Genomic DNA, 24,764 nt, shown 5'->3' with positions numbered 1-24,764 from the left:
CCGGGGCCCGGGACGCGCACGCGTCCCGGGCCTTCCCGTGCCGCAGTACCCGCCCGCCCTCCGCTCAAGGCTTGCGGTGACGCCCCGGCGCCTTCTTCGGCCGCTGCGCCCGGTTCGCGGGGCGCAACCGGCCGTCGCCGTCGATCCCGTGCAGGATCCGCTGCGCGGCGGCGTAGTCCTCGGCCACCGTCTCCGGCAGCCACTGGAAGCCGTCCCACCGCACGATCAGCCTGGGCTCACCCGGCGCCACATGGGCGCCCCGCGGCCGCCCGTCCGCGAGCGGTACGGCCCGCAACTGCCCCACCGGCCGCAGCCGTTGATCCCGCCTGGCCGCCCACGACGCCAGCGGTTCCTCCTCGTCCATCGCCCCAGTCTGGCCGCCGGACGCCACCGACCGACACCCGCATCACTCGACCGGGGGACGGAGGATCCGGCCCCTCCGCCCGTATTCCCGTCTCACGGCTCCCTCCTGTCGCACGGGCCCTCTCGCACCTCATGAACCGCTCCCGTCCTCCAAGCCTCTCCTTCCTTCCGCCAAGCCCTCCTCCCGCACGAACTGCCCCTCCCTCACGCACTCCTGAGGATCACCAGCCGCTGCGTAGCCCGGGTCATCGCGACGTAGCGGTCGACGGCTCCCTCGATGCCGCCGCCGAAGGCCTCCGGATCGACCAGGACGACCAGGTCGAACTCAAGCCCCTTCGACAGCTCCGGGGTCAGCGATCGGACCCGCGGCCGGGCCCGGAAGTCCGGGGCGCCGATCACGCAGGCGACCCCCTCGGCGTGCTCGGCGAGCCAGCCGTCCAGGACCGCGTCCAGCTCGGCCACGGAACCGTGCCCGACGGGGATCCCGCTGCTGCGGACGGAGGTCGGCACGTTGGCGTCCGGCAGCGCCGCCCGGATGGCGGGCTCGGCCTCGGCCATGACCTCCTCGGGGGTGCGGTAGTTGATGCTCAGCGAGGCCACCGTGGCCCGGTCGAGCCCGATCCGCGCCAGCCGTTCCTGCCAGGACTCGGTGAACCCGTGCCGGGCCTGCGCACGGTCCCCGACGATGGTGAAGCTCCGGGACGGGCAGCGCAGCAGCAGCATCTGCCACTCCGCGTCGGTCAGCTCCTGGGCCTCGTCCACGACGACGTGCGCGAACGGGCCGGCCAGCGGCTCCGGATCGGCGACGGGCAGGGCGGTCTCGTCGACCAGGCTGTCCTGGAGGTCCTTCCCGCGCAGCATCGTCACCGCGCCCTCACCGTCGTCGTCGGCCTGCAGCAGGTCCCCGATGACGTCGGCCATCCGGGCGCGTTCGGCGGCGGCCGCGGCCTCGCGCCGGCGCTGCCGCAGGGCGGCCTCCGGATCGCCGAGCCGCTGCCGGGCCGCGTCCAGCAGCGGCAGGTCGGACACCGTCCAGGCCCGGGGCGCGTGCTTGCGCTGCAGCACGCGGACCTCCTCGGGGGCGAGCCAGGGCGCGCACATCCGCAGGTAGGCAGGCACCGACCAGAGGTCGCCGACCAGGTCGGCCGCTTCGAGCAGCGGCCACGCCCGGTTGAGCGTCTCCACCAGCTCCCGGTCCTGCCGCAGTGACCGGAGGAACAGCTCGGGCGACACCGACTCGTCGTCCCCGTCCAGCTTCTCCAGCAGGATCGTGGCCAGCTCCTCCCAGACCTGTTCGCGTGCCTCGTTGTGCGGGGTGCCCGGGTCCGGCGCGTCGAACGCGTCGGCCCAGTCCTGGGCGCTCAGCCAGAGGTCGGCCCAGTGGGTCGTGACCGCCATCCCCTCGGCAGGCGGCTCCTCGTAGAACCGGACGGCCTTCTCGATCGCCTTCACCATGTCGACCGAGGACTTCAGCCGGGCCACCTCCGGGTCGGCCTCGACCCCCGCCTGCGCTCCCTCGGCGACGAGGTCCCGCACCGTGCAGGTCCGCACGCCCTCCTCGCCGAGGCTGGGCAGGACGTCGGCGACGTAGGCCAGGTACGGCTGGTGCGGTCCGACGAACAGCACGCCGCCCCGCCGGTGGCCGAGCCGCGGATCGGAGTAGAGCAGGTACGCGGAGCGGTGCAGCGCGACGACCGTCTTCCCGGTGCCGGGGCCGCCGTCGACCACCAGGGCGCCCCGGGATCCGGCCCGGATGATCGCGTCCTGGTCGGCCTGGATGGTGGCCAGCACGTCCCGCATCCGGGCCGACCGGTTGCTCCCCAGGCCGGCGATGAACGCGGACTGGTCGTCCAGCGCGGCATGCCCCTCCAACGCCTCGGCGGCGAACACCTCGTCCCAGTAGTCGCCGATCCGGCCGCCGGTCCAGCGGTACCTGCGGCGGCTCACCAGGCCCATCGGGTCGGCGTGGGTCGCCGCGAAGAACGGCTCGGCCGCGGGCGAGCGCCAGTCGACCAGCAGCCGGCGCCCCTCGCTGTCGGTGAGGCCGAGCCGCCCGATGTACACCGGCTCGGGGTCGTCCGCGCCGACGACGTGCCCGAGGCACAGGTCCAGACCGAAGCGACGCAGGGCGCGCAGGCGACCGGTCAGCTTGTGGACCTCGATGTCCCGGTCCATCGCCTCCCGGCCGGCACCGCCCGGTGCCCGGCGCAGGGCGTCGAGGCGGTCGGACAGCTCGGCGATCGTCTGCGCCAGGCTCGCCTCGACGGCCGCGAAGTGCCGCTCGTCGCGGCCGATCAGTGTCGGGTCGGCCTTGGCGGAGAGGCGGTCGGGAAGGTCGAACGCGCTGGTGGTGAGGGGGTTCATGGCATCAGCTCCGATCTGAGGCCTGTGATTGTGCGCCAGCGCAGGGGCCTTGCCGCAAGACCCCCCGTGCGCTATACGTTGAGAGTGGCAAGGGGTGGGTTCTCCCTCTTCCGCTTCCTCCTTCCGCCTTCGGCTTCCGCCTTCGGCTTCTTCTTTTCGCGCTCCATTCGCGCCTAGCCCAGGCCGTGCCGCGGCGGCAACCCCGGCTCACCCGTGAGGCTTACGGCGCACCGGAGACGGACCGCATCGAGTGGTGCCCGGTGACGGCCGCCGGAGCGGTTCGTTGGGTGCTGCGGCGGGCGCTGGTGCCCCGGCCGGGCCGGACAGGTGCCGCCCCGCCGCGCGGCCGGGCCACCGTCGGCCGCTTCACACCGCACCACCGAGTCGAAGAGGTCCCGTCATGTCCGAACCATCTGCCACGCCGCAGCTCCCGAGCAGCCCGACGGGCTCGGCCGTCGGCACCTCGGCCGGACCCGTCACTCCCAAGAGCCTGCTGGAGCAGATGCAGGAGCTGCTCGCCTCGGTCACCGCGGACCTCGCCGAGCTGCGGTCCTCCGGCGCCCGGGACGCCGGACCCGCCGCCTACCCGACCGCCACGGACACCTCCGAGGCCCCGGCCGCGCCGGGCACCAGGTAGCCAGGTGCCCGCTGCCGAACCGTCGGCCCGCCCTCACCGGGCGGGCCGCCGTCGTCCGGCGGGCGATCCTCACCCGACAGTCCGGCTTCTCCCGTCGGACCGCCGTTGAGCGAACCACCGATCGCCTGACCACCGTTCACCGAACCGCCGTTCACCGGCACCTCGTTCGCCGCCCCACCATCCGCCGCCCCACCATCCGCCGCCCCACCATCCGGCGGTCCGAGCCGGACGACGAGTAACGGCGCACCGCAGCCCGCCCGTTCGGGCTCCGCCCCGCCCAGCGCCGCCGGTTCCGCGCCTTCGAGCCGACCCGCCGCCTCCCGCAGTCGCCCCGTCAGGTCCTTGCACTCCGACACCGCGTCGACGCCGTCGATGCACGTCCAGTAGAGGCTCTCGGTGTCCGCCCCGCAGGCCAGCACCACCAGCGTCTCGCCGACGTCCTGCAGCAGCCCGTCCAGCGCCCCCAGGGCCGGTTCCGCCTCCCCGAGGTCGGTGAGCCGCGCGGCCCGGCCGCCGCTCACCAGGGCGGCCCGGACGACGGAGCGGTCCAGGCAGAGCGCCGCGTGCGCCCCGGCCTCGGAGAGCTGCTGGCCCAGCCCGGTGAGCTCCTCGTCCTCCGACTCGGCCAGCCGGGCGCCGACCGCCTCCGTGAGCAGCGCGGCCTGCCGCGCCTCGGCCAGCACATCGGGTACGTGCCTGGCCTCGGCCAGGGCGTGCCTGGCCGTCTTGATCAGTCGCAGCGCCTCCATGGCCACCGCTCCTCTCGCTCGCCGTCGCCGTCGACCCGGGCCGCCGGGGAAGCGGCCCTGTGGTCACGGCGAAAGCGTGCGAGGAAGAGCGCGAGCGTGCATCCGCCTTGTCAGAAGCTGTGGACAAGTCGGGGGTTGTGGATAACTTCTGTCCCTCACAAGGGTTGGTCGCCCACGTCCGAGTTGACGTCGCCCCCGTCCGGCACCGGAAAGCGGTGCTCGTTCCGCTCGATCTTCGCCGCAAGCGCTTCCAGTGGGTCCACCCCGACCGCGGTGCAGAACTGCAGCAGGTACGCCAGCACGTCCGCGACCTCGTCGCGCACCCGGTGCGCACGTTCGGGGTCGGACATCACCGCGGCCGCCTGCTCGGGCGTCAGCCACTGGAAGATCTCCAGCAGCTCCCCCGCCTCCACGCTCAACGCCGCCGCCAGGTTCTTCGGCGTGTGGAAGGGCTCCCACCGTCGCGCTGCCGCGAAGTCCACCAACCGCTGCCGCAGGGCCTCCAGGGTCGGCTCCCCGGCCCCCGTCACTCGTTCGCTCACCCCTCCAGGTCTACCGCATCGCCGTCCACCGCCGACCCGGCCCCCTCCGCCACCGGCTCCCCCACCGACCGCTCCCCCACCGACCGCGCCGCCTCCGCAGCCCCGTCGCCCCCGCCGGCCCCCTCCCCGCGCCCGCCCTGGGCCGGCACCCGCGCCGCCTCCGGCCGCAGCACGGTGAAGCCCGAGCCGGGATCCCGCCGGCACTCGACCACCACCGCCCCGCCCGACCGCAGGTCCCCCGCGCCCAGCGCCTCCCGAGCCGCCGCCGGCTCCTGCAGCGCGGCCGCCACCCGCAGCTGGCCGCGCTCGGCCATGTCCCGCGCCAGCCGCAGCAGCGAGGCGGTCTGCTCGACGGAGAGCCCGGCTCCCAGGTCCTCGGCCAGCACGGTGAGCTGCCGGTGCGCCCACGGCACCTCGGCGGCCACGTCCAGGTCGAGCACCCCGGCCCCGGTCAGCAGCACCGCGGCGAACGCGAGGTGGCGCAGCATGCCATCGGAGGCCTGGTCGGCACCGGTGCGCCCGAGGACGCCCTCGTCGAAGACGGCCAGGACGCGCCGTACGCCCTCGCTCTCCCGCTCGGCCACGGCGAGCCCGAGCAGCGGGTGCGGCGCGGCGGACTGGACGACGCGCAGCAGCTGCCCGTACCGCCGGGGGCACTCGTTGCTCAACCGGTCGATGACGGCGGAGATGTTGGCGGCGTTGCCGCGCAGCCGGGCCTGCGGGTCGGCCCGGGCCCAGTCGCGCATCAGGGCGGGGACGGGGTGCAGCGGGAAGACCTCGCGCAGCGCGGTGAGCAGGTCCTCGGCGGCGGCCAGGACCAGGCACTCGCCGGCCGAGGAGCCCGCGACCCGCAGCGGCAGCTGCGCGGTGATCATGGTGCCGCTGGGGAACGGCGCCCGGATGTCGCCCTGACGGGTGTCGTTGTGCCAGCAGACGTTGACCCGGTGGTTGCGGACGTCCTGCTCGCCGGTGTCGACGAGGGTGCGGCCGTCGAGGGTGAGCGTTTCCCGGGCGATCCGGACCGGGCCGTCGGTGCGGATCACGATGTCGAGCCGGATCCGGCCGTGCGGGGAGCGGACGGTGCAGCCGAGGATGATCGCGTCCCGCCCGTGCGGGACGCACCCGGCCAGCCCGCCCCGCACGGGTACGGCGAGCGGGCCGGTGCGGTCGGGCAGGCCGTCCAGCGAGTCGGTGATCTCCTCGCCGAGGGCGAGCCGGGACAGCACCGCCAGCGCGTCCAGGGCGTTGGACTTGCCCACCCCGGCGGGCCCGTACAGCACGGTGAGGGGCGCGAGGGGCAGGACCGCGCGCCGGTAGGACTTGAACGAGGTGAGCCGGAGCTCCTCGACGGTGGGACGCGGCACGGGCGGCCGCTCGGAGCCCGGGGCGTCCGGTCGCAGGTGGGCGGGCCCGGCAGGCCTGGTGGCGTCGCGGTTCACCCGACGGACGTTAGCCGCAGGCCGACGGGCGGAAACGTGCCTGCACGGCAGATTCATCCCAACGAGGCGCCCCACCCCGATCGCGCTGACCAGCCGCGCTGACCGGTCCTGCCGACCAGTCGCCGCAGACCACCCGTCCCGAGCGGCGGCGGGGCGGCGGCGGGGCGCACTCAGCGCCGGTACGCGGCCACCGTCACCGAGGCGGTCACCTCGACCGGCTCCGGCAGCGCCGCGAGCGCGGCACCGAGCCGTTCCGGGTCGGTGTGCCACGCGCTCGGCCCCATGCCGACGACGGTCCGCACGTCCTGCGGGCCGAGCCGCAGGGTGAACTCGACCTCCCGCCGCTCCCCGGGCGTCAGGTACGGCCCGAGCTTCTCGTCGATCCTCCGCTGCTTCTCCTCGTCCACCGACAACAGCCCCAGCGCGTCCACGAGTTCGCCCAGGTGCCGGGCGGTCGGCGAGACCAGCAGCAGCGTCCCGCCCGGGCGCAGCGCCCGGCGGATCTCGGGCCCGTTGCGCGGGGCGAAGACGTTGAGCATCAGCTCGGCGGAGGCGTCGCGCAGCGGCAGCGGACGCCAGGCGTCGCAGACGACGGCGCCGATCCGCGGGTGCGCCTTGGCGGCGCGGCGCAGCGCGTACTTGGAGATGTCGAGGGCGGCGCCGACGCTGCCGGGCAGGGCGTCGAGCACGTGGGCCAGGTAGTGGCCGGTGCCGGCACCGAGGTCGGCGACCAGACCGTCGTTCCCGGCTCCGAACTCCGCCTCGTACCCGCCCGCGAGCGCCGACGCGGCCGCCTCGGCAAGGGCGTCCGCGATGGGCCGGTAGTGCCCGGCCGCGAGGAAGTCCGCCCGGGCGGCGACCATCTCCGCGGTGTCCCCGGTCCCGGTGTGCGCGTCGCCGGCGAGGAGGCTGACGTACCCCTGTTTGGCGACGTCGAAGCTGTGCCCGGCGGGGCAGCGCAGACTGCGGTCGTGCCGGGTGAGGTCCTGCATGCAGAGGGGGCAGGCCAGGTAGCGCTCGATGTCCTGCAGCAACGTTCCGTCTTCTCTCGCCGTACGCCCCGGCCGGTCGGGGGCGCCAGCCAGCCTAACGACCCGGCCCACCCGACCGCGCGAACGGCCCGACACCCTGCCCCGGGCCCTGCCCGACACCCTGCCCCGGGCCCTGCCCGACAACCCGCCCGACACGGTGCCCGACACCCCGCTCCGCCGCGACCCGCAGCGCGAGCGCGGCCAGCGCCTCGGGCGCGCCCGGCCGGCCGCGGACCCCGGGGAAGGCGTTGACGTCCACGATGACGGGCTCGGCCGGCCCGTCGAGCAGGTCGACCCCGTACACGTCGAGCCCGAAGACCTCGCCGACGCGCAGCGCGAGCTCGGCGCGCCCCGGCGGCGGCTCCCAGTCCTCCGCCTGCCCCGACGTCCCCGTTCCGGTGGCGAGTTCGGACCGCCGCCGGGCGGAGAACACCTGGCCGTCGATGACCCACAGCTTCTGGTCCCAGCCGGTCCCCGGCACGAACGGCTGGGTGACGACGGGCTCTTCGGGCCAGTGCTCGGCGAGTTCACGCAGCCGGGCCGGGCCGTCGACCCGGGCGACCAGGTCGTGCCGCCGACTGTGCCGGCTCTTGACCACGAACGGGTAGGCGGGGTCGGCGAGTTCGCCCAAGCGCCCGCCGTCCACCGTCTCCGCGAACGGCAGCCCGGCGGCCCGCGCGAGCTCGGCCATCCGCACCCGGTCCTGACAGAGCTCCGTGGCCGCCGCCGAGTTGACCACCGGCACGCCCTGACGCTCCAACTCCCCTGCCAGCACCAGTGCTTGGGGCGTACGCGCCTTGAGCAGGCAGGCGTCCGGGAGTTCGTCCGCCGGTCCCGCAGGCGGAACGGCCACCACCTCGTGGCCCCGCCGCACCAGCAGCGCAGCCGCAGCCGCCAGCACCGGGTGCCCCGGGTTCCCGGAGATCAACCCGATCCTCACAGCAACTCCCCTTCGCCAAAACCGAGTCGGCCGTAGCGTTCCCCACCCGCGGGCACCAGCTCGGCGGTGGGCTCGCCGGGCACCGACACGGCCGTCCCGGTGCGCGCGAGTCGCAGCACCGCCCGGGCGACCCGGGCCACGGCGTCCGGCACCTGCCGGAAGCTCGGGAAGTCGTTGACGTCGACCACCACCGGCCCGTCCGGTCCGAGCAGCACGTCGACCCCGTACAGGTCCAGCCCGTACACCTCGCCGACCTGCGCCACGATCCGCGCGACGCTCCCCGGCAGCGGCACCTGCCGCTCCCGGACGCCCTGCCCGGGGTGCAGCGGGGAGGAACGTTCCGTCGCGAACAGCTCCCCGTCGACGCAGTACACCTTGAGGTCGGTGCCGGAGTTCGGCACGTACGGCTGCGCGATCAGCAGCCCCTCCCCGGCCAGCTCCGGCCCGACCTCCAGCAGGTGCTCCGGCCCGTGCACCAGCCGCACGGCGCGCCCGGAGCTGCCGTCGGCGGGCTTGACCACCAGCGGGTACTCGGCGGCCGGGATCTCCGCGAGCCGCTCCCAGCGCGCGGCGGCGTAGGTGACCGGGACGGGCAGACCGCGGGTGCGGCCGATCACCGCGGCGAGCGCCTTGTCCCGGACGCCCCGGATCGAGCGCACGTCGTTCACCGTGGTGAGCCCCACGGCGGCGGCCGCCTCCAGCAGGGTCAGCCCGGGCCCGCCGGAGACGGTCTTGAGCACCCAGGCGTCGTGGCTGCCGCCGCGGACCGCCTCGGAGATCGCCAGCAGCGAGTCCCCGGGGCGCAGCACGTCCACCCGGTGCCCCCAGGCAGTGAGTTGACGTGCCACGTCGAGCGGCATGCCGTCGTGCCGGTAGTGTTCCTCCACCAGAAAGCAGAGCCTCATGGGCCTGTCTTCCCCCTTGCCTCGCCGAGTGCAGACGTCCGCCGTCCCCCTCGGCAGAGCTGTAAAGGCATCAGCATGCACGCTGTGTGCGCACAAGATCGCTGCGAGCCGGTAAGCGTTCGGCAACAATCACCGCTCCCAGGGCGCCCGACGTCCCCGCCCGAGCCGTGCACAAACCGGTGGCGGCCCGCCCGCGCCCCTGCTTGGATGCACGCCGTGACTTCTGTTGATCATGCATCCGACCGCCCCCTGCTCGACGAGATCGAGCGCTACTACGACGCCGCACCGCGCAGCGCCGCCCACGCCGAGGACTTCGGCCCGCTGACCCTCTTCGTCCGCAAGGGCGCCACCGGCTGGCACTACTACGCCCGCCCGACACTCGGCCACGACGGCCCGGCCGCCACCGCCGAGGACGTCCACCGGGTGCTGGAGCGGCAGCGGGAGCTGGGTGCGCCGGAGGCCTTCGAGTGGGTCGCCGAGCAGAACCCCGAGCTGCGCGCGGCGGTCGAGGCGGCGGGCCTGACGGTGCACGAGCACCCGCTGCTGGTGCTGGGCCCGCAGGACGAGCCGGCCCCCGCGCCCACGCTGCCGGACCGGATGGCCGTGCGGGTGCTGGCCCCGGACGCGCCGGAGCTGGCGGAGGCGGTGGCCGTCCCGCACGTGGCCTTCGGCGCCCCGGGCACCGCCATCGGCGCGGCCGGTGCGGCCGAGCTGGCCCGGAGCGTGGCGGCGCTGACGGCCGATGGCGGGGTGGCGCGGGTCGCTCAGCGGATCGTCGACGGCAATAGCGTGCTGGCCGCCGCCCTGGACGGCGACGCGGTGCAGTGCGCGGGCCAGTACATCCCGGTGGGCCCGGTCGGCGAGGTGGTCGGCGTGGGCACCCTGCCCACCGCCCGCCGACGCGGCCTGGGCCTCGCCGTCACGGCGGCCCTGGTCGAGCACGCCCGCGCCAACGGCGTACGGACGGTCTTCCTGTCCGCCGCCGACGAGGCCGTCGCCCGGATCTACCGCCGGGCCGGCTTCCGCCCGTTCGCGACGGCCCTGATCGCGGAGCCCGCCGCACCCCAGCCGTAACGGCAAACCTCGGCCCTGGCCGCAGCCACGACAGCACGACAGCACGACAGCACGGCAAAACGAGCCCCGACGGGGACGACGGTCAGTCGTCGTCCTCGTCGTCCGCCCCGCTGACGCCCTCCCCCTCGGCCTCGTCCACCACCCACGCCGCCAGCCGCTCGGCGACGCCGGACACCCCGAGCCGCCCCTCGCGGATGGCCCGGGAGAGGCTGCGCACCTCGCGGGCGGTGGTCGCGACGGTGCAGCCGCTGGCGACGAGGTAGGCGTACGCGACGGCGGTCGCGAAGAGCTCGTTGGTCTTCTCCAGGGCCGGCACCCGGATCAGCTGGTGCATCAGGGCGGCGGCGCGGTCCTGCGGTTCGGGGTAGACGGCGATGTCGAATATCTCGGCATGGTGCCGGGTGACGGCCGCGAGCAGCGAGCCGTAGTCGGTGACCTGCGGATCACCGGGCGTGTACTGCTCGGCGGTCATGAGCAGCCACGAGAGGTCGACCTCCAGTTTCAACGGCGCACGTCCTGGAGGTCGCCCGGCTCCCCGAACTCGGCGAGGAACGCCGTCTCGTACTCCTTCATGAACTGCGCGGCCGCGTCGACGAAGGCCCGTCCGGACTCGCCGATGTCCTGCTGGACCAGGCGCTCGATGTACTGGTTCATGCTGATCCCCTGCTGCTCGGCCCGTTCCCGGGCGATCTCCGCGGTCGTGGCGTCCACGCGGACGTTCAGCTGCTTCTTGGCCATACCCGTCAAGCTAGCGCCGAAGTGCTAGCACAACAAGGGCGCACTCACACCGCCCGCACACCTGCCGCACGCCCCCACGCAACCTCCCCGTCACCGAAGCCCTCACCGATGCCGCACCGAAGCCCTCACCGACGCCGTCACCTGCCCCGCTCCGGGCCGCCCATCACCCATACCCGCCCACCGCCGCCCCACCCCCGCCAGGACGAGCGAGACTTGAAGAGTCCTTCACCATCCGGGACTCTGAACTCCCCTGAGCGTTCCACTGAGCGGCACCGACCGGTGCGGAGGCCGGCAATGACAGCCATGTTCGACCAGGAGCTGCACGAGCAGCTCGCCCAGGCCCGACGGGACCTCGCGGCGGCGCGGGCCGAAGGGGACGCCGACGGCGTCCAGGCGTACGAGGGCCGGATCGCCTCGCTCCTCCGGCTCGCCGCCCAGCACGGCATCGACCTGCCGCACAGCGCCGACGAGGAGGAACACAACGACTGACCGCTCCTCGAACACCACGGAGGCGGCACCCGAACGGGTGCCGCCTCCGTCATCAGCCGGCCGGCGCCTCGACGCGGCAGCAGATCAGCGCCTCGACCGACGCCGAGGATCACTCCCCGACCGGCTCCAGGATCGCCACGCACTCGAAGTGGTGCGTCATCGGGAACAGGTCGAAGGCCCGCAGCGAAACCGGCCGGTAGCCGCCCTCCCGGAAGAACTTCAGGTCCCGGGCGAGCGCCGCCGGGTCGCACGCCACGTACGCGATCCGGCGCGCCTCCAGGCCGACCAGGTGCGCGACGGTCTCGCGCCCGGCGCCCGCGCGCGGCGGGTCCAGGACGATCAGGTCGGTGGCGGTGATGCCGGTACGCGGCAGCAGCGTCTCGACCCGGTCGCACTCGATCCGGACGTTGTCCAGCGCGGCCAGGTTGTGCCGGGCGTCGACCACGGCCTGCTTGGCCGACTCGATGCCGAGCACCGCGCCGTCCTCGCCGACCCGGTCGGCCAGCGCACCCGCGAAGAGGCCGACACCGCAGTACAGGTCGAGCGCGTTCTCGCCCCACTGCGGGTCCAGACCGTCCAGCACGGCGTCGACCAGGGTGTCCGGCGCCTCCGGGTGGATCTGCCAGAAGCCGCCGTTGCTGACCCGCCAGGTGCGCCCGGCCGCCCGCTCGCGGACGAAGGAGCGCCCGTGCACCTTGTGGATGTTGTCCTGCTCGTCGATCCGGGCGATCGACACCGGCTTGTCCAGCTCGACCAGCGGCAGCTGGGCGCCGGGCCGCGGGGTGAGCACCACCTGGCGGTCCGAGGAGCCGCTCGCGGCGATCACCTCGACCGAGGCGACGCCCGGCCAGTCGCGGGCCTCGATGCCCAGCTCGGTGACGCCCTCGGCGGCGATCAGGCAGCGGTCGATCGGCTGCACCTCGTGCGAGCGGTGCTTGCGCAGGCCGACCTTCCCGGTCTCCGGGTCCACCGCGTACTGGACCCGGGTGCGCCAGGCCGGCACCTGCCCGGCCGGGAGCTTGCCGCCGACCGGCTCGACGCTGCCGTCCCAGCCTGCCTCGGCCGGGGTGAGCCCGGCCAGCTTCGCCAGCTGCTCGGTCAGCACCGCCGCCTTGAGCTTGCGCTGCCCGCCCGGGGTGACGTGCTGCCAGTCGCAGCCGCCGCACTTGCCCGGGCCGGCGAACGGGCACGGCGCCTCGATCCGCTCCTTGGCGGGCTCCAGTACCTCCACCGCGTCGGCCCGCAGGAACCGCGAGGTGGTGGTGCCCTCGGTCACCAGGGCGACGACCTTCTCGCCGGGCAGCGCGTGCCGCACGAACAGCACCCGCCCCTCGTACCGGGCCACGCAGTGCCCGCCGCCGTGCGCGACCGGGCCGACCTCGACCTCGTAGCGCTGCCCGGCCAGCGGTTCGCCGGACGGCGTCTCGGGCCGCGGCGCCCGCGCGCCGGCGGTGCGCAGCGCCTTGGGCGGCCGCACCGCCTGCTTGCGCGGCGCCTTCCGAGCCCCACCGGAGGCCCCGGACGCCCCGGAGGCCCCGGAGGCCCCGTCGGCACCCTTCCCAGCGCCCTTCCCGGCAGCGCCCTTCGCAGCACCCTTACCGGCAGCACCCTTGGCGCCGCCTCGGCCCGAGCCGCCCTGGCCCGCACCGCCCTGGCCAGGCGCGCGGCCCTCCGACGGCACCTGCTCCCCCGGCACGATCGGCGCGGTGCGCGCGGTGAGGCCGTCGCGGTCGGTGGCCTCCGGACGGGCCGGACGACCCCAGCGCGGCCGGGACACCTGCCCGGGCTGGGAGCCGCCCCGGCGGGCGCCCTTGCCGGAGGAGGAGCCCGAGGAGCGGGGCGGAGTGTTGCGGGTCACGAGGAGGAGTCCTTGCTGCGGTCGGAGGTGGCACCGGCACTCGTGCCGATGGCGACGGAATCCTTCGACTGTACGGCCTTCGGCGCCCGCGGCTCGCCACGCCGGACGGCGCCCGGCGCCGACCAGGCCTTCTGCGGCTTGCGTCGCTCGGAGGACTCCAGCTGCCAGGGCACCGAAGTGACCATCACACCGGGCTTGAACAGCAGCCGCCCCTTGAGCCGCAGCGCGCTCTGGTTGTGCAGCAGGTGCTCGTACCAGTGCCCGACCACGTACTCGGGGATGTAGACCGAGACCACGTCGCGGGGGCTGTCGCGGCGCAGGTTCTTCACGTAGTCCAGGACCGGCCCGGTGATCTCGCGGAACGGCGAGTCCAGCACCTTGAGCGGCACCTCGATGCCGCGCTCGTCCCACTCCTGCCGCAGCGCCGCCGTGTCGGCCGGGTCGACGTTGACCGTGACCGCCTCCAGGGTGTGGGCGCGGGCCAGCCTGGCGTACGCGAGGGCGCGCAGCGCCGGCTTGTGCAGCTTGGAGACCAGCACGATGGCGTGCACCCGGGTGGGCAGCACCACGTCGTCCGGCTCCTCGGCGGCGATGAGCTCGTCGGAGACCCGGTCGTAGTGGCGGCGGATGCCCTTCATCATCACGAACAGCACGACCATCGCGGCGATCGCGATCCAGGCGTGGCTGATCTTGGTGACCAGGACGACGATCAGCACGGCCATGGTCATCACCAGGCCGAAGGTGTTGATCGCCCGGCTGCGCTGCATGTGGCGGCGCTTGGCCGGGTCGGTCTCGCTGCGCAGCAGTCGGGTCCAGTGCCGGATCATGCCGGACTGGCTCATGTTGAAGGACACGAAGACGCCGACGATGTAGAGCTGGATCAGCCGGTTGGGGTCGGCGTCGAAGGCGATGATGAACAGGATCGCGGCGATCGCCAGCAGGATGATGCCGTTGGAGAACGCCAGCCGGTCGCCGCGGGTGTGCAGCTGGCGCGGCAGGTAGCGGTCCTGGGCCAGGATCGAGCCGAGCACCGGGAAGCCGTTGAAGGCGGTGTTGGCGGCCAGCACCAGGATCAGGCCGGTCACGGCGGCGACGAAGTAGAAGCCGGGCGTGAAGTTGCTGAACACGGCCTCGCTGATCTGGGCCAGCGCGGTCTTCTGGTGGTAGCCGGCGGAGACGCCGCCGAGCTGTTCGGCCGGGTTCTCGGCCATCTGGACACCGGTCAGGCGGGCCAGCCAGATGATGCCCATGAACATCACGACGGCGATGCTCGCCATCATCAGCAGCGTGGTGGCGGCGTTCTTGCTCTTGGGCTTGCGGAAGGCCGGCACGCCGTTGGAGATCGCCTCCACGCCGGTGAGCGCGGCGCAGCCGGAGGAGAACGACTTGAGCAGCAGGAACACCAGGGCGATCCCGCCCAGCGAGGCGTTGCCGGGGGTGGCTTCGAGCGTGAATCCGGAGCTCTCGGCGGGCATGTCCTGGCCGAGCAGGAAGTGGCGGACGAACCCGTAGCCGACCATCCCGATCACGCCGATCATGAAGGCGTAGGTGGGGATGGCGAAGGCGGTCCCGGATTCGCGCACTCCGCGCAGGTTCATCCCCATCAGCAGGATGACCACGATCACCGACACGGTCAGTTCGTGGCCGCGTAGCGCGGGGACGGCGGACACCACGTTGGCGACGCCCGAGGTGGTCGACACGGCCACGGTGAGCACGTAGTCGACCATCAGCGCGCTGGCGACCACCAGACCGGCGGCCGGCCCGTGGTTGACGGTCGCGACCTCGTAGTCGCCGCCACCGCTGGGATAGGCGTGCACGTTCTGTCGGTACGAGGCGACCACGGCGAGCATCACGACCGCGACGACGACGCCGATCTGCCAGGAGAAGTGGATCGCCGAAGCGCCCGCGACGGACAGGGTGAGCAGGATTTCCTCGGGGGCGTACGCGACCGAGGAGAGCGCGTCCGAGGCGAAGACGGGCAGCGCGATCCGCTTGGGGAGAAGCGTTTCGCCCAGCTTGTCGCTGCGCAGCGCGCGCCCGATCAGGATGCGTTTCGGAAGGTCTTTCGGCATAGGCACGTTAAGGAATCGTAGGGGCTCCCCGGACAAGGCTCCGCCGTTTGTCCCCCCCTTCGTCGCGACTGCGTTCTATGGACCGGCTAGCGTGTCGGATACGAGTCGGCGGGCAACACTCGGATTGCCAGGTGTTGCCGGGGCCGGCGCCCCACGAGAACGCTCGTCCCGGACAGCCGGGCGGGAAAGGGAGATGAACGGTGTTTGCGCAGGTCAGTACCCCAACGGAACGGGTGAGGTAGCACCGGTGCACATCGTCATCATGGGCTGCGGCCGCGTGGGCTCCGCCCTCGCCAGAGCGCTTGAGAAACAGGGCCACTCGGTGGCCGTGGTCGACCAGGACCCGACCGCGTTCCGCCGGCTGGGCGCCGGATTCAACGGGCGCCGGGTGACGGGCGTGGGCTTCGACCAGGACACCCTGCGCGAGGCGGGCATCGAGGAGGCCGGCGCCTTCGCCGCCGTCTCCAGCGGTGACAACTCCAACATCATCGCCGCGCGGGTGGCCCGGGAGAACTTCGGCGTCGAGAACGTCGCCGCCCGGATCTACGACCCCCGCCGCGCCGAGGTCTACCAGCGCCTGGGCATCCCGACCGTCGCCACGGTCCGCTGGACCGCCGACCAGATGCTGCGCCGGCTGCTGCCGAGCGGCGCCGAGCCGCTGTGGCAGGACCCGAGCGGTGCCGTCCAGCTGGCCGAGGTCGCGTACGACCCGCGCTGGGTCGGCCACAAGATCAGCGAGCTGGAGGAGGCCTCCGGCACCCGGGTGGCGTTCGTCACCCGGCTCGGCGAGGGCGTCCTGCCCGCGCCGCAGATGGTGGTGCAGGAGGGCGACCTGGTGCACGTGATGCTGCGCCGGGCCGACCTGACGGCCGTCGAGGCCGCGTTCGCGCAGGGGCCGAAGGAGGAGGGTCACTGATGCGGGTCGCCATTGCCGGGGCCGGTGCCGTGGGCCGCTCGATCGCGGGCGAGCTGCTGGAGAACGGCCACGAGGTCCTGCTGATAGACAAGAACCCCAACTCCATCTCGGTGGAGCGGGTCCCCATGGCGGAGTGGCTGCTGGCCGACGCCTGCGAGATCACCTCGCTGGACGAGGCAGCGCTGCAGCGCTGCCACGTGGTGATCGCCGCGACCGGCGACGACAAGGTCAACCTGGTCGTCTCGCTGCTCGCCAAGACCGAGTACGCCGTGCCGCGGGTGGTCGCCCGGGTGAACAACCCCAAGAACGAGTGGCTCTTCAACGAGTCCTGGGGCGTGGACGTGGCCGTGTCCACGCCGCGCCTGATGTCCGCCCTGGTCGAGGAGGCGGTCAGCGTCGGCGACCTGGTCCGCCTGATGCGATTCAGCCAGGGCAACGCCAACCTGGTCGAGCTGACCCTGGCCTCCGACACCGAACTGGTCGGCACCCGGGTCGGCGACGTGGCCTGGCCGCAGGACACCGCGCTGGTGACGATCATCCGCGAGGGCCGGGTGCTGGTGCCGGGCAAGGACGACACCCTGGAGGGCGGCGACGAGCTGCTCTTCGTCGCCGCCCAGGAGCGCGAGGAGGAGCTGGAGGAGCTGCTGTCGGCCACCTCCGGCGCCCAGTAGGCCCCGGCGAGGCATGGCGAAGGGCCCGCACCCATCGGGGTGCGGGCCCTTCGCCGTACGCGGTCCGGTCGTCCCGGCCGTACGCGCTCCGGTCGTCCCGGCGGAGGCGGCTACTTGGCCGGCTCCTCCTCTTCCTCGTCCTCGTCCAGCTGCGCCTTGATCGGCGGCGGCGCCTTCAGCAGGATCTGCCAGGTGACGTACATCGCCAGCAGCAGCGGCGGGATCCCCAGGGCGATCTTCAGCCAGCCCAGCAGGTTGACGTTGTGGGTGAAGTACAGCGGGAAGAGGATCAGCGGCTTGAGGCCCATGATCACCACCCAGGCCCAGGTCGCCCGCGTGTAGGCGGCCAGCCGGCCCGGGTTCTCCTTGCGCCAGGTGAACATCTCGCCGGTGATCGGGCCGAGCATCACGCCGATCATCGGCCAGCGCACCAGGGCGGAGGTCGCCAGGGCGATGCAGTAGCCGACGTTCCAGAGCAGGCCGGGCAGGTAGAAGTCCTCGGCCTTGCCGCTCTTCATGGCGATCCAGGCGCCGAGGGCGACGCCGAAGACCCCGCTGAAGGCGTGCTGGATGGTCTCCCGCCGTGCCAGCCGGGCCACCACGAAGAGCCCGCTCAGACCGAGCGCGGCCCACGCGGAGGTGCTGACCTGGTGCGTCAGGTTGTAGGTGACGATGAAGACCAGGCCGGGCAGCGTCATGTCGATCATGCCGCGTACGCCGCCGAAGGCCTTCAGCACGGTGTCGGCGGCCTCCTTGGAGGCGGCCTTCCGGGCGGCCTCCTCGGCCGCCGGGTCGTGGGGCAGGTCGAGCTGGGCGGCGTCGCCGCCGGGCTGGTTGTTCACGCTCATTCGCTCCCGTGTCCGACCGGACGCAGCTCGTAGCGGGGGTTGAACAGCACGCGGCGCCCGCGTGCGTGACTGATCCGGCCGCTGGCGACCAGCCGGCGACCGGGCTCTATGCCCGCGATCGAGCGGCGGCCGAGCCAGACCACGTCCAGCGCCTCGGTACCGTCGAACAGTTCGGCCTCCAGGGCCGGCACCCCCGCGCGCGGGCGGAGCGTCACCGTGCGCAGCGTCCCCGCGACGGTGACCAGCTCGCGGTCCGCGCAGCCGGCGATCGGGGTGCACCCCGACTCCGCAGCGCTCTCCTGACGCAGGTCCTCGGCGTCCAACTCCTCGGCCGAAGAGGTCAGCCGACTGAGCATGCGGCGGAACCGCCCCTGCGGCTGGCCGCTGCTGTTGTCACCACTCATGCGGGAAGGGTACCGGTTTCCGGGCCCCCGGCGGCAGGCCGTTCGGCCGCCGGGGGCAACGGCGGTCAGCTCTCGAACCGGTATCCCATTCCCGGCTCGGTGATGAAGTGGCGCGGGTGCGAGGGGTCGCGTTCCAGCTTGCGCCGCAGCTGGGCGAGGTAGACCCGCAGGTAGTTGGTCTCGGTGCGGTAGGCGGGGCCCCACACCTCCTGCAGCAGCTGGGTCTGGCTGACCAGCCGCCCGGCGTTGCGGACCAGCACCTCCAGCAGGTGCCACTCGGTCGGGGTGAGCCGGACGTCGGCGCCGTCCCGGTTGACCTTCTTGGCCGCGAGGTCGACCGTGAAGCTCTCGGTGACCACCAGCGAGTCGGCCTCCCCGGCCACCGGCTCGGCCCGCCGCACGGCGGCCCGCATCCGGGCCAGCAGCTCGTCCATACCGAACGGCTTGGTCACGTAGTCGTCCGCGCCGGCGTCCAGGGCCTCGACCTTCTCGTCCGAGGCGTGCCGGGCGGACAGCACGATGATCGGCACCCGGGTCCAGCCGCGCAGGCCGCGGATCACCTCGACCCCGTCCATGTCGGGCAGCCCCAGGTCGAGGACGACGACGTCCGGATGCCGGGCGGCGGCCAGTTCCAGGGCGCTCGCGCCGTCATGGGCCGCGTCCACCTCGTACTTGCGGGCCTTGAGGTTGATCACCAGCGCGCGGACGATCTGCGGTTCGTCGTCCACGACGAGGACCCGGGTCATTTACGGGCTCCGCCTTTCAGGCTGTCTGACTTACGGACTGGGCTTGGGGACTGTGCTCAGGGGCTCCACTCGGGAGCCGTGGGACTGCCGTCCGGGTACTTACGACCCGCGGCTGGGCTCACGTGATCAGCTCCGAGAGCGGACCGTCGTCGCTCGGCTCGTCCGGTTCGGGCGGCCGGTCGACGGCCGGCAGGCTGACGACCATGGTGAGGCCGCCGCCCGGGGTGTCCTCGGCCGTGACCGTACCGTCCATCGCCTCGACGAAGCCGCGCGCCACCGCGAGTCCGAGGCCCACCCCGGCGCCGCGCGGCGCGTCGCCGTACCGCTGGAACGGCGCGAAGATCTTCTCCTTCGCCTCCTCGGGCACCCCCGGCCCGCGGTCGACGATCCGCAGCTCGATCCGGCCCGGCGCCCCCGGCTGTTCCAGCGCATCGGCCTTGACCAGCACCTTGACGCCGTCCGGGCTGTACTTGACGGCGTTCTCCACCAGGTTGGCCAGCGAACGCTCCAGCAGACCGCCGTCGGCCCGGATCATCGGCAGCGTCTCCGGGACGTCCAGCCGCACGGACTCCGGCGGCACCCCGCCGAGCGCGTAGGGCACCACCTCGTCCAGGTCGGTCTCCTGGATCAGCGGCGTGACGGTCCCGGTCTGCAGGCGGCTCATGTCGAGCAGGTTGTTGATCAGGTGGTCCAGCCGGTCGGCCCCGTCCTCGATCCCGGCCAGCAGCTCGGCCTCGTCCTCCGGGTCCCACTGGACGTCGGCCGAACGCAGCGAGCTCACCGAGGCCTTGATGCCCGCCAGCGGGGTGCGCAGGTCGTGCGAGACGGCGGCCAGCAGCGCGGTCCGGATCCGGTTGCCCTCGGCCTCCCTGCGGGCCGCGACGGCCTCCCGGGACAGTCGACGGCGCTCCAACACCACGGCGGCCTGGGCGGCGAAGGCCCCGAGCAGGCGCCGGTCCGCCCCCGGCAACACCCGGCCGCGCAGCACCAGCGCCAGGCTGTCGCCGACCGGGACGTCCACGTCGGCCTCCTCCGGCCGTTCCGGCGGCCGCGGCCCGGCGGTCGCCACCGGCACCCAGGGGCCGAGCGGATCGGGCCGCTCCAGCAGCGCGGCGCTCTCCTGCCCGAAGGTCTCCCGGACCTGCTCCATCAGCGCGGTCAGCACCCCGTCCCCGTCGGGGGCTCCCCGCAGCACCGTGCCGGCCAGCGCGCTGAGCGTCTGCGCCTCGGTCTGGCTGCGGGCCGCCTGGTGGGTGCGCCGGGCCGCCAGGTCCACCACGGACGCCACCGATATCCCGACGATGGTGAATATCGCCACCGCCATGATGTTCTGCGGCTCGTTGATGGTGAAGGTGTGCAGCGGCGGCGTGAAGTAGTAGTTCAGCACCGAGGAGCCGACCAGCGCCGACCCGATCGCCGGCAGCAGCCCGCCGACCAGCGCCGCACTCACCGTCAGCGACAGGAACAGCAGCATGTCGGTGGAGAGCCCCAGGCCGCCGATCGCGGTCAGCAGGATCGCCAGCAGCGGCGGGCCTGCCAGCCCGACGAGCCAGCCGGCGACCGTCCGCTTCCGGCCCAGGTCGGTGGTCCGCCGGACGGGTATCCGGCCGCGCCCGTGCCCGGCGTGCTCGTGCGTGACCATGTGGACGTCGATGTCCCCGGCCTCCCGGGTCACCGTGGTGCCGACGCCCGGCCCGTACAGGTACTGCCAGGCGGGCCGACGACTGGTGCCCAGCACGATCTGGGTCGCGTTCACCCCACGGGCGAAGTCCAGCAGCCCGGCCGCCGGATCGTCGCCCAGGACCGCGTGGAAGGAACCGCCGAGGCTCTCCACCAGCGCCCGCTGCTCGATCAGCCGCTGCGGCGAGCCGGTGCCCGCGAGCCCGTCCGAACGGGAGATGTGCACGGCGAGCAGCTCACCGCCGGAGACGCGGGCCGCGATCCGGGCCGCCCGGCGGATCAGCGTCGCCCCTTCGGGCCCCCCGGTCAGGCCCACCACGATCCGCTCACGGGCCTGCCAGGTGCCCTCGATGCCCTGCTCGGCCCGGTACTTCTGCAGGTACTCGTCCACCTGGTCCGCGGTCCACAGCAGCGCCAGCTCGCGCAGCGCGGTCAGGTTGCCCGGGCGGAAGTAGTTGGCGAGGGCGGCGTCGATCTTCTCCGGCGCGTACACGTTTCCGTGCGCCAGGCGCCGCCGCAGCGCCTGCGGGGACATGTCCACCAGCTCGATCTGGTCGGCCCGCCGGACCACCTCGTCCGGGACGGTCTCCCGCTGGCGCACCCCGGTGATCCCCGCGACGGCGTCGCCCAGCGACGCCAGGTGCTGAACGTTGACGGTGGAGATCACGTCGATCCCGGCCGCCAACAGCTCCTCGACGTCCTGCCAACGCTTGGCGTTGCGGCAGCCCGGGACGTTGGTGTGCGCCAGTTCGTCGACCAGCGCCACCTGCGGGCGGCGGGCCAGCACGGCGTCCAGGTCCATCTCGGAGAACCTGGCGCCCCGGTGCACGACCTGCTGGCGCAGCACGACCTCCAGCCCGGCGACCATGTCCGCGGTACGCCGGCGCCCGTGGTCCTCCACGAACGCCACCACGACGTCCGTGCCACGCTCCTGCCGCCGGTGCGCCTCGGCGAGCATGGCGTACGTCTTGCCGACCCCGGGGGCCGCCCCGAGGTAGATGCGCAGCCTGCCTCGTCCCATGAGCACCATTCTTGATCCGGCCATGTCCGGGAGCCACCCCCGGACACCTGTTCCCCTGCCCTTCGAGACTACGGCGTGAGCAGTGATTTTCCGCTGATCAGTGCACTGATCAGGCGGTTTTAGCGGCATATTGACGACGGACCAGCCACTCGGCGGGGGTCGTTCGGCAGGGACAGAGACAGGGACAGGGACAGGGACAGCGCGGCGCCCGCATTCCGGAAAGGGGTCCGGAAACGTCCGGAAATGCGAAGAACCCCCATCCGGGATCCGGATGGGGGTTCTTCAAAAGAATTGTTCGGCGGCGTCCTACTCTCCCACAGGGTCCCCCCTGCAGTACCATCGGCGCTGTGAGGCTTAGCTTCCGGGTTCGGAATGTAACCGGGCGTTTCCCTCACGCTATGACCACCGAAACACTATGAAACTATCCGACCCGCCAGCAGGGCGGTCGTTGTTTCAGAACAACACAGTGGACGCGAGCAACTGAGGACAAGCCCTCGGCCTATTAGTACCGGTCAACTCCACCCCTCACAGGGCTTCCATATCCGGCCTATCAACCCAGTCGTCTACTGGGAGCCTTACCCTCTCAAGGAGGTGGGAGTGCTCATCTCGAAGCAGGCTTCCCGCTTAGATGCTTTCAGCGGTTATCCCTCCCGAACGTAGCCAACCAGCCATGCCCTTGGCAGGACAACTGGCACACCAGAGGTTCGTCCGTCCCGGTCCTCTCGTACTAGGGACAGCCCTTCTCAACACTCCTACGCGCACAGCGGATAGGGACCGAACTGTCTCACGACGTTCTAAACCCAGCTCGCGTACCGCTTTAATGGGCGAACAGCCCAACCCTTGGGACCTACTCCAGCCCCAGGATGCGACGAGCCGACATCGAGGTGCCAAACCATCCCGTCGATATGGACTCTTGGGGAAGATCAGCCTGTTATCCCCGGGGTACCTTTTATCCGTTGAGCGACGGCGCTTCCACAAGCCACCGCCGGATCACTAGTCCCTACTTTCGTACCTGCTCGACCCGTCAGTCTCACAGTCAAGCTCCCTTGTGCACTTACACTCAACACCTGATTGCCAACCAGGCTGAGGGAACCTTTGGGCGCCTCCGTTACCCTTTAGGAGGCAACCGCCCCAGTTAAACTACCCACCAGACACTGTCCCTGATCCGGATCACGGACCCAGGTTAGACATCCAGCACGACCAGAGTGGTATTTCAACGACGACTCCACAACAACTGGCGTTGCCGCTTCAAAGTCTCCCACCTATCCTACACAAGCCGAACCGAACACCAATATCAAGCTATAGTAAAGGTCCCGGGGTCTTTCCGTCCTGCTGCGCGAAACGAGCATCTTTACTCGTAATGCAATTTCACCGGGCCTATGGTTGAGACAGTCGAGAAGTCGTTACGCCATTCGTGCAGGTCGGAACTTACCCGACAAGGAATTTCGCTACCTTAGGATGGTTATAGTTACCACCGCCGTTTACTGGCGCTTAAGTTCTCAGCTTCGCCCCACCGAAATGGAGCTAACCGGTCCCCTTAACGTTCCAGCACCGGGCAGGCGTCAGTCCGTATACATCGCCTTACGGCTTCGCACGGACCTGTGTTTTTAGTAAACAGTCGCTTCTCGCTGGTCTCTGCGGCCACCCCCAGCTCAAGGCGCAAGGCCCGTCACCAGGAATGGCCCCCCTTCTCCCGAAGTTACGGGGGCATTTTGCCGAGTTCCTTAACCATAGTTCACCCGAACGCCTCGGTATTCTCTACCTGACCACCTGAGTCGGTTTGGGGTACGGGCCGCCATGAAACTCGCTAGAGGCTTTTCTCGACAGCATAGGATCATCCACTTCACCACAATCGGCTCGGCATCAGGTCTCAGCCTTAACGTGAGGCGGATTTGCCTACCTCACGGCCTACACCCTTACCCCGGGACAACCACCGCCCGGGCTGGACTACCTTCCTGCGTCACCCCATCGCTCACCTACTACCCCATTGGGTCACCGGCTCCACCACGTCCCATCGTCCGAAGACTCCGGGCCGGCTTCACGGGCTTAGCATCAAGAGGTTCAGCGTTGGCGCTTCAAAGCGGGTACGGGAATATCAACCCGTTGTCCATCGACTACGCCTGTCGGCCTCGCCTTAGGTCCCGACTTACCCTGGGCAGATCAGCTTGACCCAGGAACCCTTGGTCAATCGGCGCAAGAGTTTCCCACTCTTGTATCGCTACTCATGCCTGCATTCTCACTCGTATACCGTCCACGACTGGTTTCCACCGCCGCTTCACCCGGCACACGACGCTCCCCTACCCATCACAGCAGGCGTTGGCCCTCAATGCTGCAATGACACGACTTCGGTGATGTGCTTGAGCCCCGCTACATTGTCGGCGCGGAATCACTTGACCAGTGAGCTATTACGCACTCTTTCAAGGGTGGCTGCTTCTAAGCCAACCTCCTGGTTGTCTCTGCGACTCCACATCCTTTCCCACTTAGCACACGCTTAGGGACCTTAGTCGGTGTTCTGGGCTGTTTCCCTCTCGACCATGGAGCTTATCCCCCACAGTCTCACTGCCACGCTCTCACTTACCGGCATTCGGAGTTTGGCTAAGGTCAGTAACCCGGTAAGGCCCATCGCCTATCCAGTGCTCTACCTCCGGCAAGAAACACGTGACGCTGCACCTAAATGCATTTCGGGGAGAACCAGCTATCACGGAGTTTGATTGGCCTTTCACCCCTAACCACAGGTCATCCCCCAGGTTTTCAACCCTGGTGGGTTCGGTCCTCCACACGGTCTTACCCGCGCTTCAACCTGCCCATGGCTAGATCACTCCGCTTCGGGTCTTGGGCATGCAACTCAAACGCCCTATTCGGACTCGCTTTCGCTACGGCTACCCCACACGGGTTAACCTCGCTACACACCGCAAACTCGCAGGCTCATTCTTCAAAAGGCACGCAGTCACGGCCCACCAGCAAGCTGATGAACGACGCTCCCACGGCTTGTAGGCACACGGTTTCAGGTACTATTTCACTCCGCTCCCGCGGTACTTTTCACCATTCCCTCACGGTACTATCCGCTATCGGTCACCAGGGAATATTTAGGCTTAGCGGGTGGTCCCGCCAGATTCACACGGGATTTCTCGGGCCCCGTGCTACTTGGGAGATGAGCAAGCAAGCCGTACAGATTTCGTCTACGGGGGTCTTACCCTCTACGCCGGACCTTTCGCATGTCCTTCGACTACCCATACGGTTTCTGACTCGCCCAGCCGCCGGCAGACGACTGAAGCTC

General features: G+C 71.4%; 21 protein-coding genes and 2 rRNA genes (1 of these 23 only partly in view). 5 read left to right on the top strand and 18 right to left on the bottom strand.

What is annotated here, in order from left to right; genetic code table 11:
• Positions 1–64 precede the first annotated feature (64 nt).
• Both CRP52_RS21615 and helR read right to left on the bottom strand, forming a co-directional pair.
• A complete protein-coding gene (locus CRP52_RS21615) occupies positions 65–364 on the bottom strand; it encodes a DUF6087 family protein (protein WP_143685799.1) in 300 nt (99 codons plus the stop codon).
• Positions 365–567: 203 nt separating this feature from the next.
• On the bottom strand, positions 568–2,727 hold the full coding sequence (helR, locus tag CRP52_RS21610) for an RNA polymerase recycling motor ATPase HelR (protein ID WP_097237888.1): 2,160 nt from the start codon (positions 2,725–2,727) through the stop codon (positions 568–570).
• 400 nt (positions 2,728–3,127) lie between these two features.
• On the opposite strand from helR, the gene CRP52_RS21605 reads away from it, so the two are divergent.
• Positions 3,128–3,364 (top strand): hypothetical protein, encoded by a 237-nt coding sequence (locus tag CRP52_RS21605; RefSeq protein ID WP_097237887.1) that lies wholly within the window; start codon positions 3,128–3,130, stop codon positions 3,362–3,364.
• Here the strand turns inward: CRP52_RS21605 and CRP52_RS40565 are convergent.
• The 6 genes from CRP52_RS40565 to CRP52_RS21575 form a co-directional block, all read right to left on the bottom strand.
• The gene (locus CRP52_RS40565) at positions 3,310–4,113 is read right to left on the bottom strand and encodes a DUF6099 family protein (protein ID WP_097237886.1); all 804 of its coding nucleotides are present in this window, start codon (positions 4,111–4,113) and stop codon (positions 3,310–3,312) included. The two genes, CRP52_RS21605 and CRP52_RS40565, sit on opposite strands and share 55 nt — an antisense overlap.
• Positions 4,114–4,268: 155 nt before the next feature.
• A complete protein-coding gene (locus CRP52_RS21595; RefSeq protein WP_179852875.1) occupies positions 4,269–4,655 on the bottom strand; it encodes a nucleotide pyrophosphohydrolase in 387 nt (128 codons plus the stop codon).
• Entirely contained in the window at positions 4,652–6,094 is a 1,443-nt protein-coding gene (locus CRP52_RS38375; RefSeq protein WP_179852874.1) for an AAA family ATPase, read from the bottom strand. Before CRP52_RS38375 ends, CRP52_RS21595 begins: the two co-directional genes overlap by 4 nt.
• A gap of 170 nt (positions 6,095–6,264) precedes the next feature.
• Complete coding sequence (locus tag CRP52_RS21585; protein WP_097237885.1) at positions 6,265–7,128, bottom strand: putative RNA methyltransferase; 864 nt, start codon at positions 7,126–7,128, stop codon at positions 6,265–6,267.
• Positions 7,129–7,180: 52 nt separating this feature from the next.
• A complete protein-coding gene (locus CRP52_RS21580; protein ID WP_097237884.1) occupies positions 7,181–8,065 on the bottom strand; it encodes an ATP-grasp domain-containing protein in 885 nt (294 codons plus the stop codon).
• Complete coding sequence (locus CRP52_RS21575) at positions 8,062–8,970, bottom strand: ATP-grasp domain-containing protein (protein WP_097237883.1); 909 nt, start codon at positions 8,968–8,970, stop codon at positions 8,062–8,064. The genes CRP52_RS21580 and CRP52_RS21575 overlap by 4 nt, the downstream gene beginning before the upstream one ends.
• Before the next feature lie 207 nt (positions 8,971–9,177).
• Between CRP52_RS21575 and CRP52_RS21570 the strand changes: the two genes are divergently transcribed.
• Complete coding sequence (locus tag CRP52_RS21570) at positions 9,178–10,044, top strand: GNAT family N-acetyltransferase (protein ID WP_097237882.1); 867 nt, start codon at positions 9,178–9,180, stop codon at positions 10,042–10,044.
• 82 nt (positions 10,045–10,126) lie between these two features.
• Here the strand turns inward: CRP52_RS21570 and CRP52_RS21565 are convergent, their stop codons facing one another.
• Both CRP52_RS21565 and CRP52_RS21560 read right to left on the bottom strand, forming a co-directional pair.
• Positions 10,127–10,549: a fic family toxin-antitoxin system, toxin component gene (locus CRP52_RS21565; RefSeq protein WP_097237881.1), complete on the bottom strand. Its 423-nt coding sequence runs from the start codon at positions 10,547–10,549 to the stop codon at positions 10,127–10,129.
• Positions 10,546–10,782, bottom strand: a complete 237-nt coding sequence (locus tag CRP52_RS21560; protein WP_097237880.1) for a toxin-antitoxin system HicB family antitoxin — start codon at positions 10,780–10,782, stop codon at positions 10,546–10,548. Before CRP52_RS21560 ends, CRP52_RS21565 begins: the two co-directional genes overlap by 4 nt.
• Positions 10,783–11,076: 294 nt before the next feature.
• On the opposite strand from CRP52_RS21560, the gene CRP52_RS21555 reads away from it, so the two are divergent.
• The gene (locus CRP52_RS21555; protein ID WP_143685798.1) at positions 11,077–11,271 is read left to right on the top strand and encodes a hypothetical protein; all 195 of its coding nucleotides are present in this window, start codon (positions 11,077–11,079) and stop codon (positions 11,269–11,271) included.
• A 109-nt stretch (positions 11,272–11,380) separates the two neighbouring features.
• Here the strand turns inward: CRP52_RS21555 and CRP52_RS21550 are convergent, their stop codons facing one another.
• Positions 11,381–12,676 carry a class I SAM-dependent RNA methyltransferase gene (locus CRP52_RS21550; protein WP_097240256.1) on the bottom strand — a complete coding sequence of 432 codons (1,296 nt, stop codon included), beginning with the start codon at positions 12,674–12,676 and terminating at the stop codon, positions 11,381–11,383.
• A gap of 449 nt (positions 12,677–13,125) precedes the next feature.
• Positions 13,126–15,201, bottom strand: coding sequence for an APC family permease (locus CRP52_RS21545; RefSeq protein ID WP_097237878.1), 2,076 nt, complete (start codon positions 15,199–15,201; stop codon positions 13,126–13,128).
• A gap of 247 nt (positions 15,202–15,448) precedes the next feature.
• Here CRP52_RS21545 and CRP52_RS21540 point away from each other — a divergent pair, with 247 nt between their 5' ends.
• Together CRP52_RS21540 and CRP52_RS21535 are read left to right on the top strand one after the other, a co-directional pair.
• The gene (locus CRP52_RS21540) at positions 15,449–16,117 is read left to right on the top strand and encodes a potassium channel family protein (protein WP_097237877.1); all 669 of its coding nucleotides are present in this window, start codon (positions 15,449–15,451) and stop codon (positions 16,115–16,117) included.
• Entirely contained in the window at positions 16,117–16,788 is a 672-nt protein-coding gene (locus CRP52_RS21535) for a potassium channel family protein (RefSeq protein ID WP_030060763.1), read from the top strand. Before CRP52_RS21540 ends, CRP52_RS21535 begins: the two co-directional genes overlap by 1 nt.
• Positions 16,789–16,898: 110 nt before the next feature.
• Here the strand turns inward: CRP52_RS21535 and CRP52_RS21530 are convergent, their stop codons facing one another.
• From CRP52_RS21530 to CRP52_RS21505, 6 genes are all read right to left on the bottom strand, one after another.
• Entirely contained in the window at positions 16,899–17,636 is a 738-nt protein-coding gene (locus tag CRP52_RS21530; RefSeq protein ID WP_097237876.1) for a DUF3159 domain-containing protein, read from the bottom strand.
• Entirely contained in the window at positions 17,633–18,040 is a 408-nt protein-coding gene (locus CRP52_RS21525) for an OB-fold nucleic acid binding domain-containing protein (RefSeq protein WP_097237875.1), read from the bottom strand. Before CRP52_RS21525 ends, CRP52_RS21530 begins: the two co-directional genes overlap by 4 nt.
• Before the next feature lie 65 nt (positions 18,041–18,105).
• Positions 18,106–18,786, bottom strand: coding sequence for a response regulator (locus CRP52_RS21520; protein ID WP_049657530.1), 681 nt, complete (start codon positions 18,784–18,786; stop codon positions 18,106–18,108).
• 118 nt (positions 18,787–18,904) lie between these two features.
• Positions 18,905–21,487, bottom strand: a complete 2,583-nt coding sequence (locus tag CRP52_RS21515) for a sensor histidine kinase (RefSeq protein ID WP_097240255.1) — start codon at positions 21,485–21,487, stop codon at positions 18,905–18,907.
• Positions 21,488–21,780: 293 nt separating this feature from the next.
• A 5S ribosomal RNA gene (gene rrf / locus CRP52_RS21510) occupies positions 21,781–21,897 on the bottom strand.
• Positions 21,898–21,969: 72 nt separating this feature from the next.
• Positions 21,970–24,764, bottom strand: a 23S ribosomal RNA gene (locus CRP52_RS21505) (it continues 326 nt past the right edge of the window).

Origin of the sequence: Streptomyces sp. 1331.2, from assembly GCF_900199205.1 — a bacterium.
Lineage (GTDB): Bacteria > Actinomycetota > Actinomycetes > Streptomycetales > Streptomycetaceae > Kitasatospora.
This window is presented reverse-complemented; position numbering and strand designations above follow the sequence as displayed.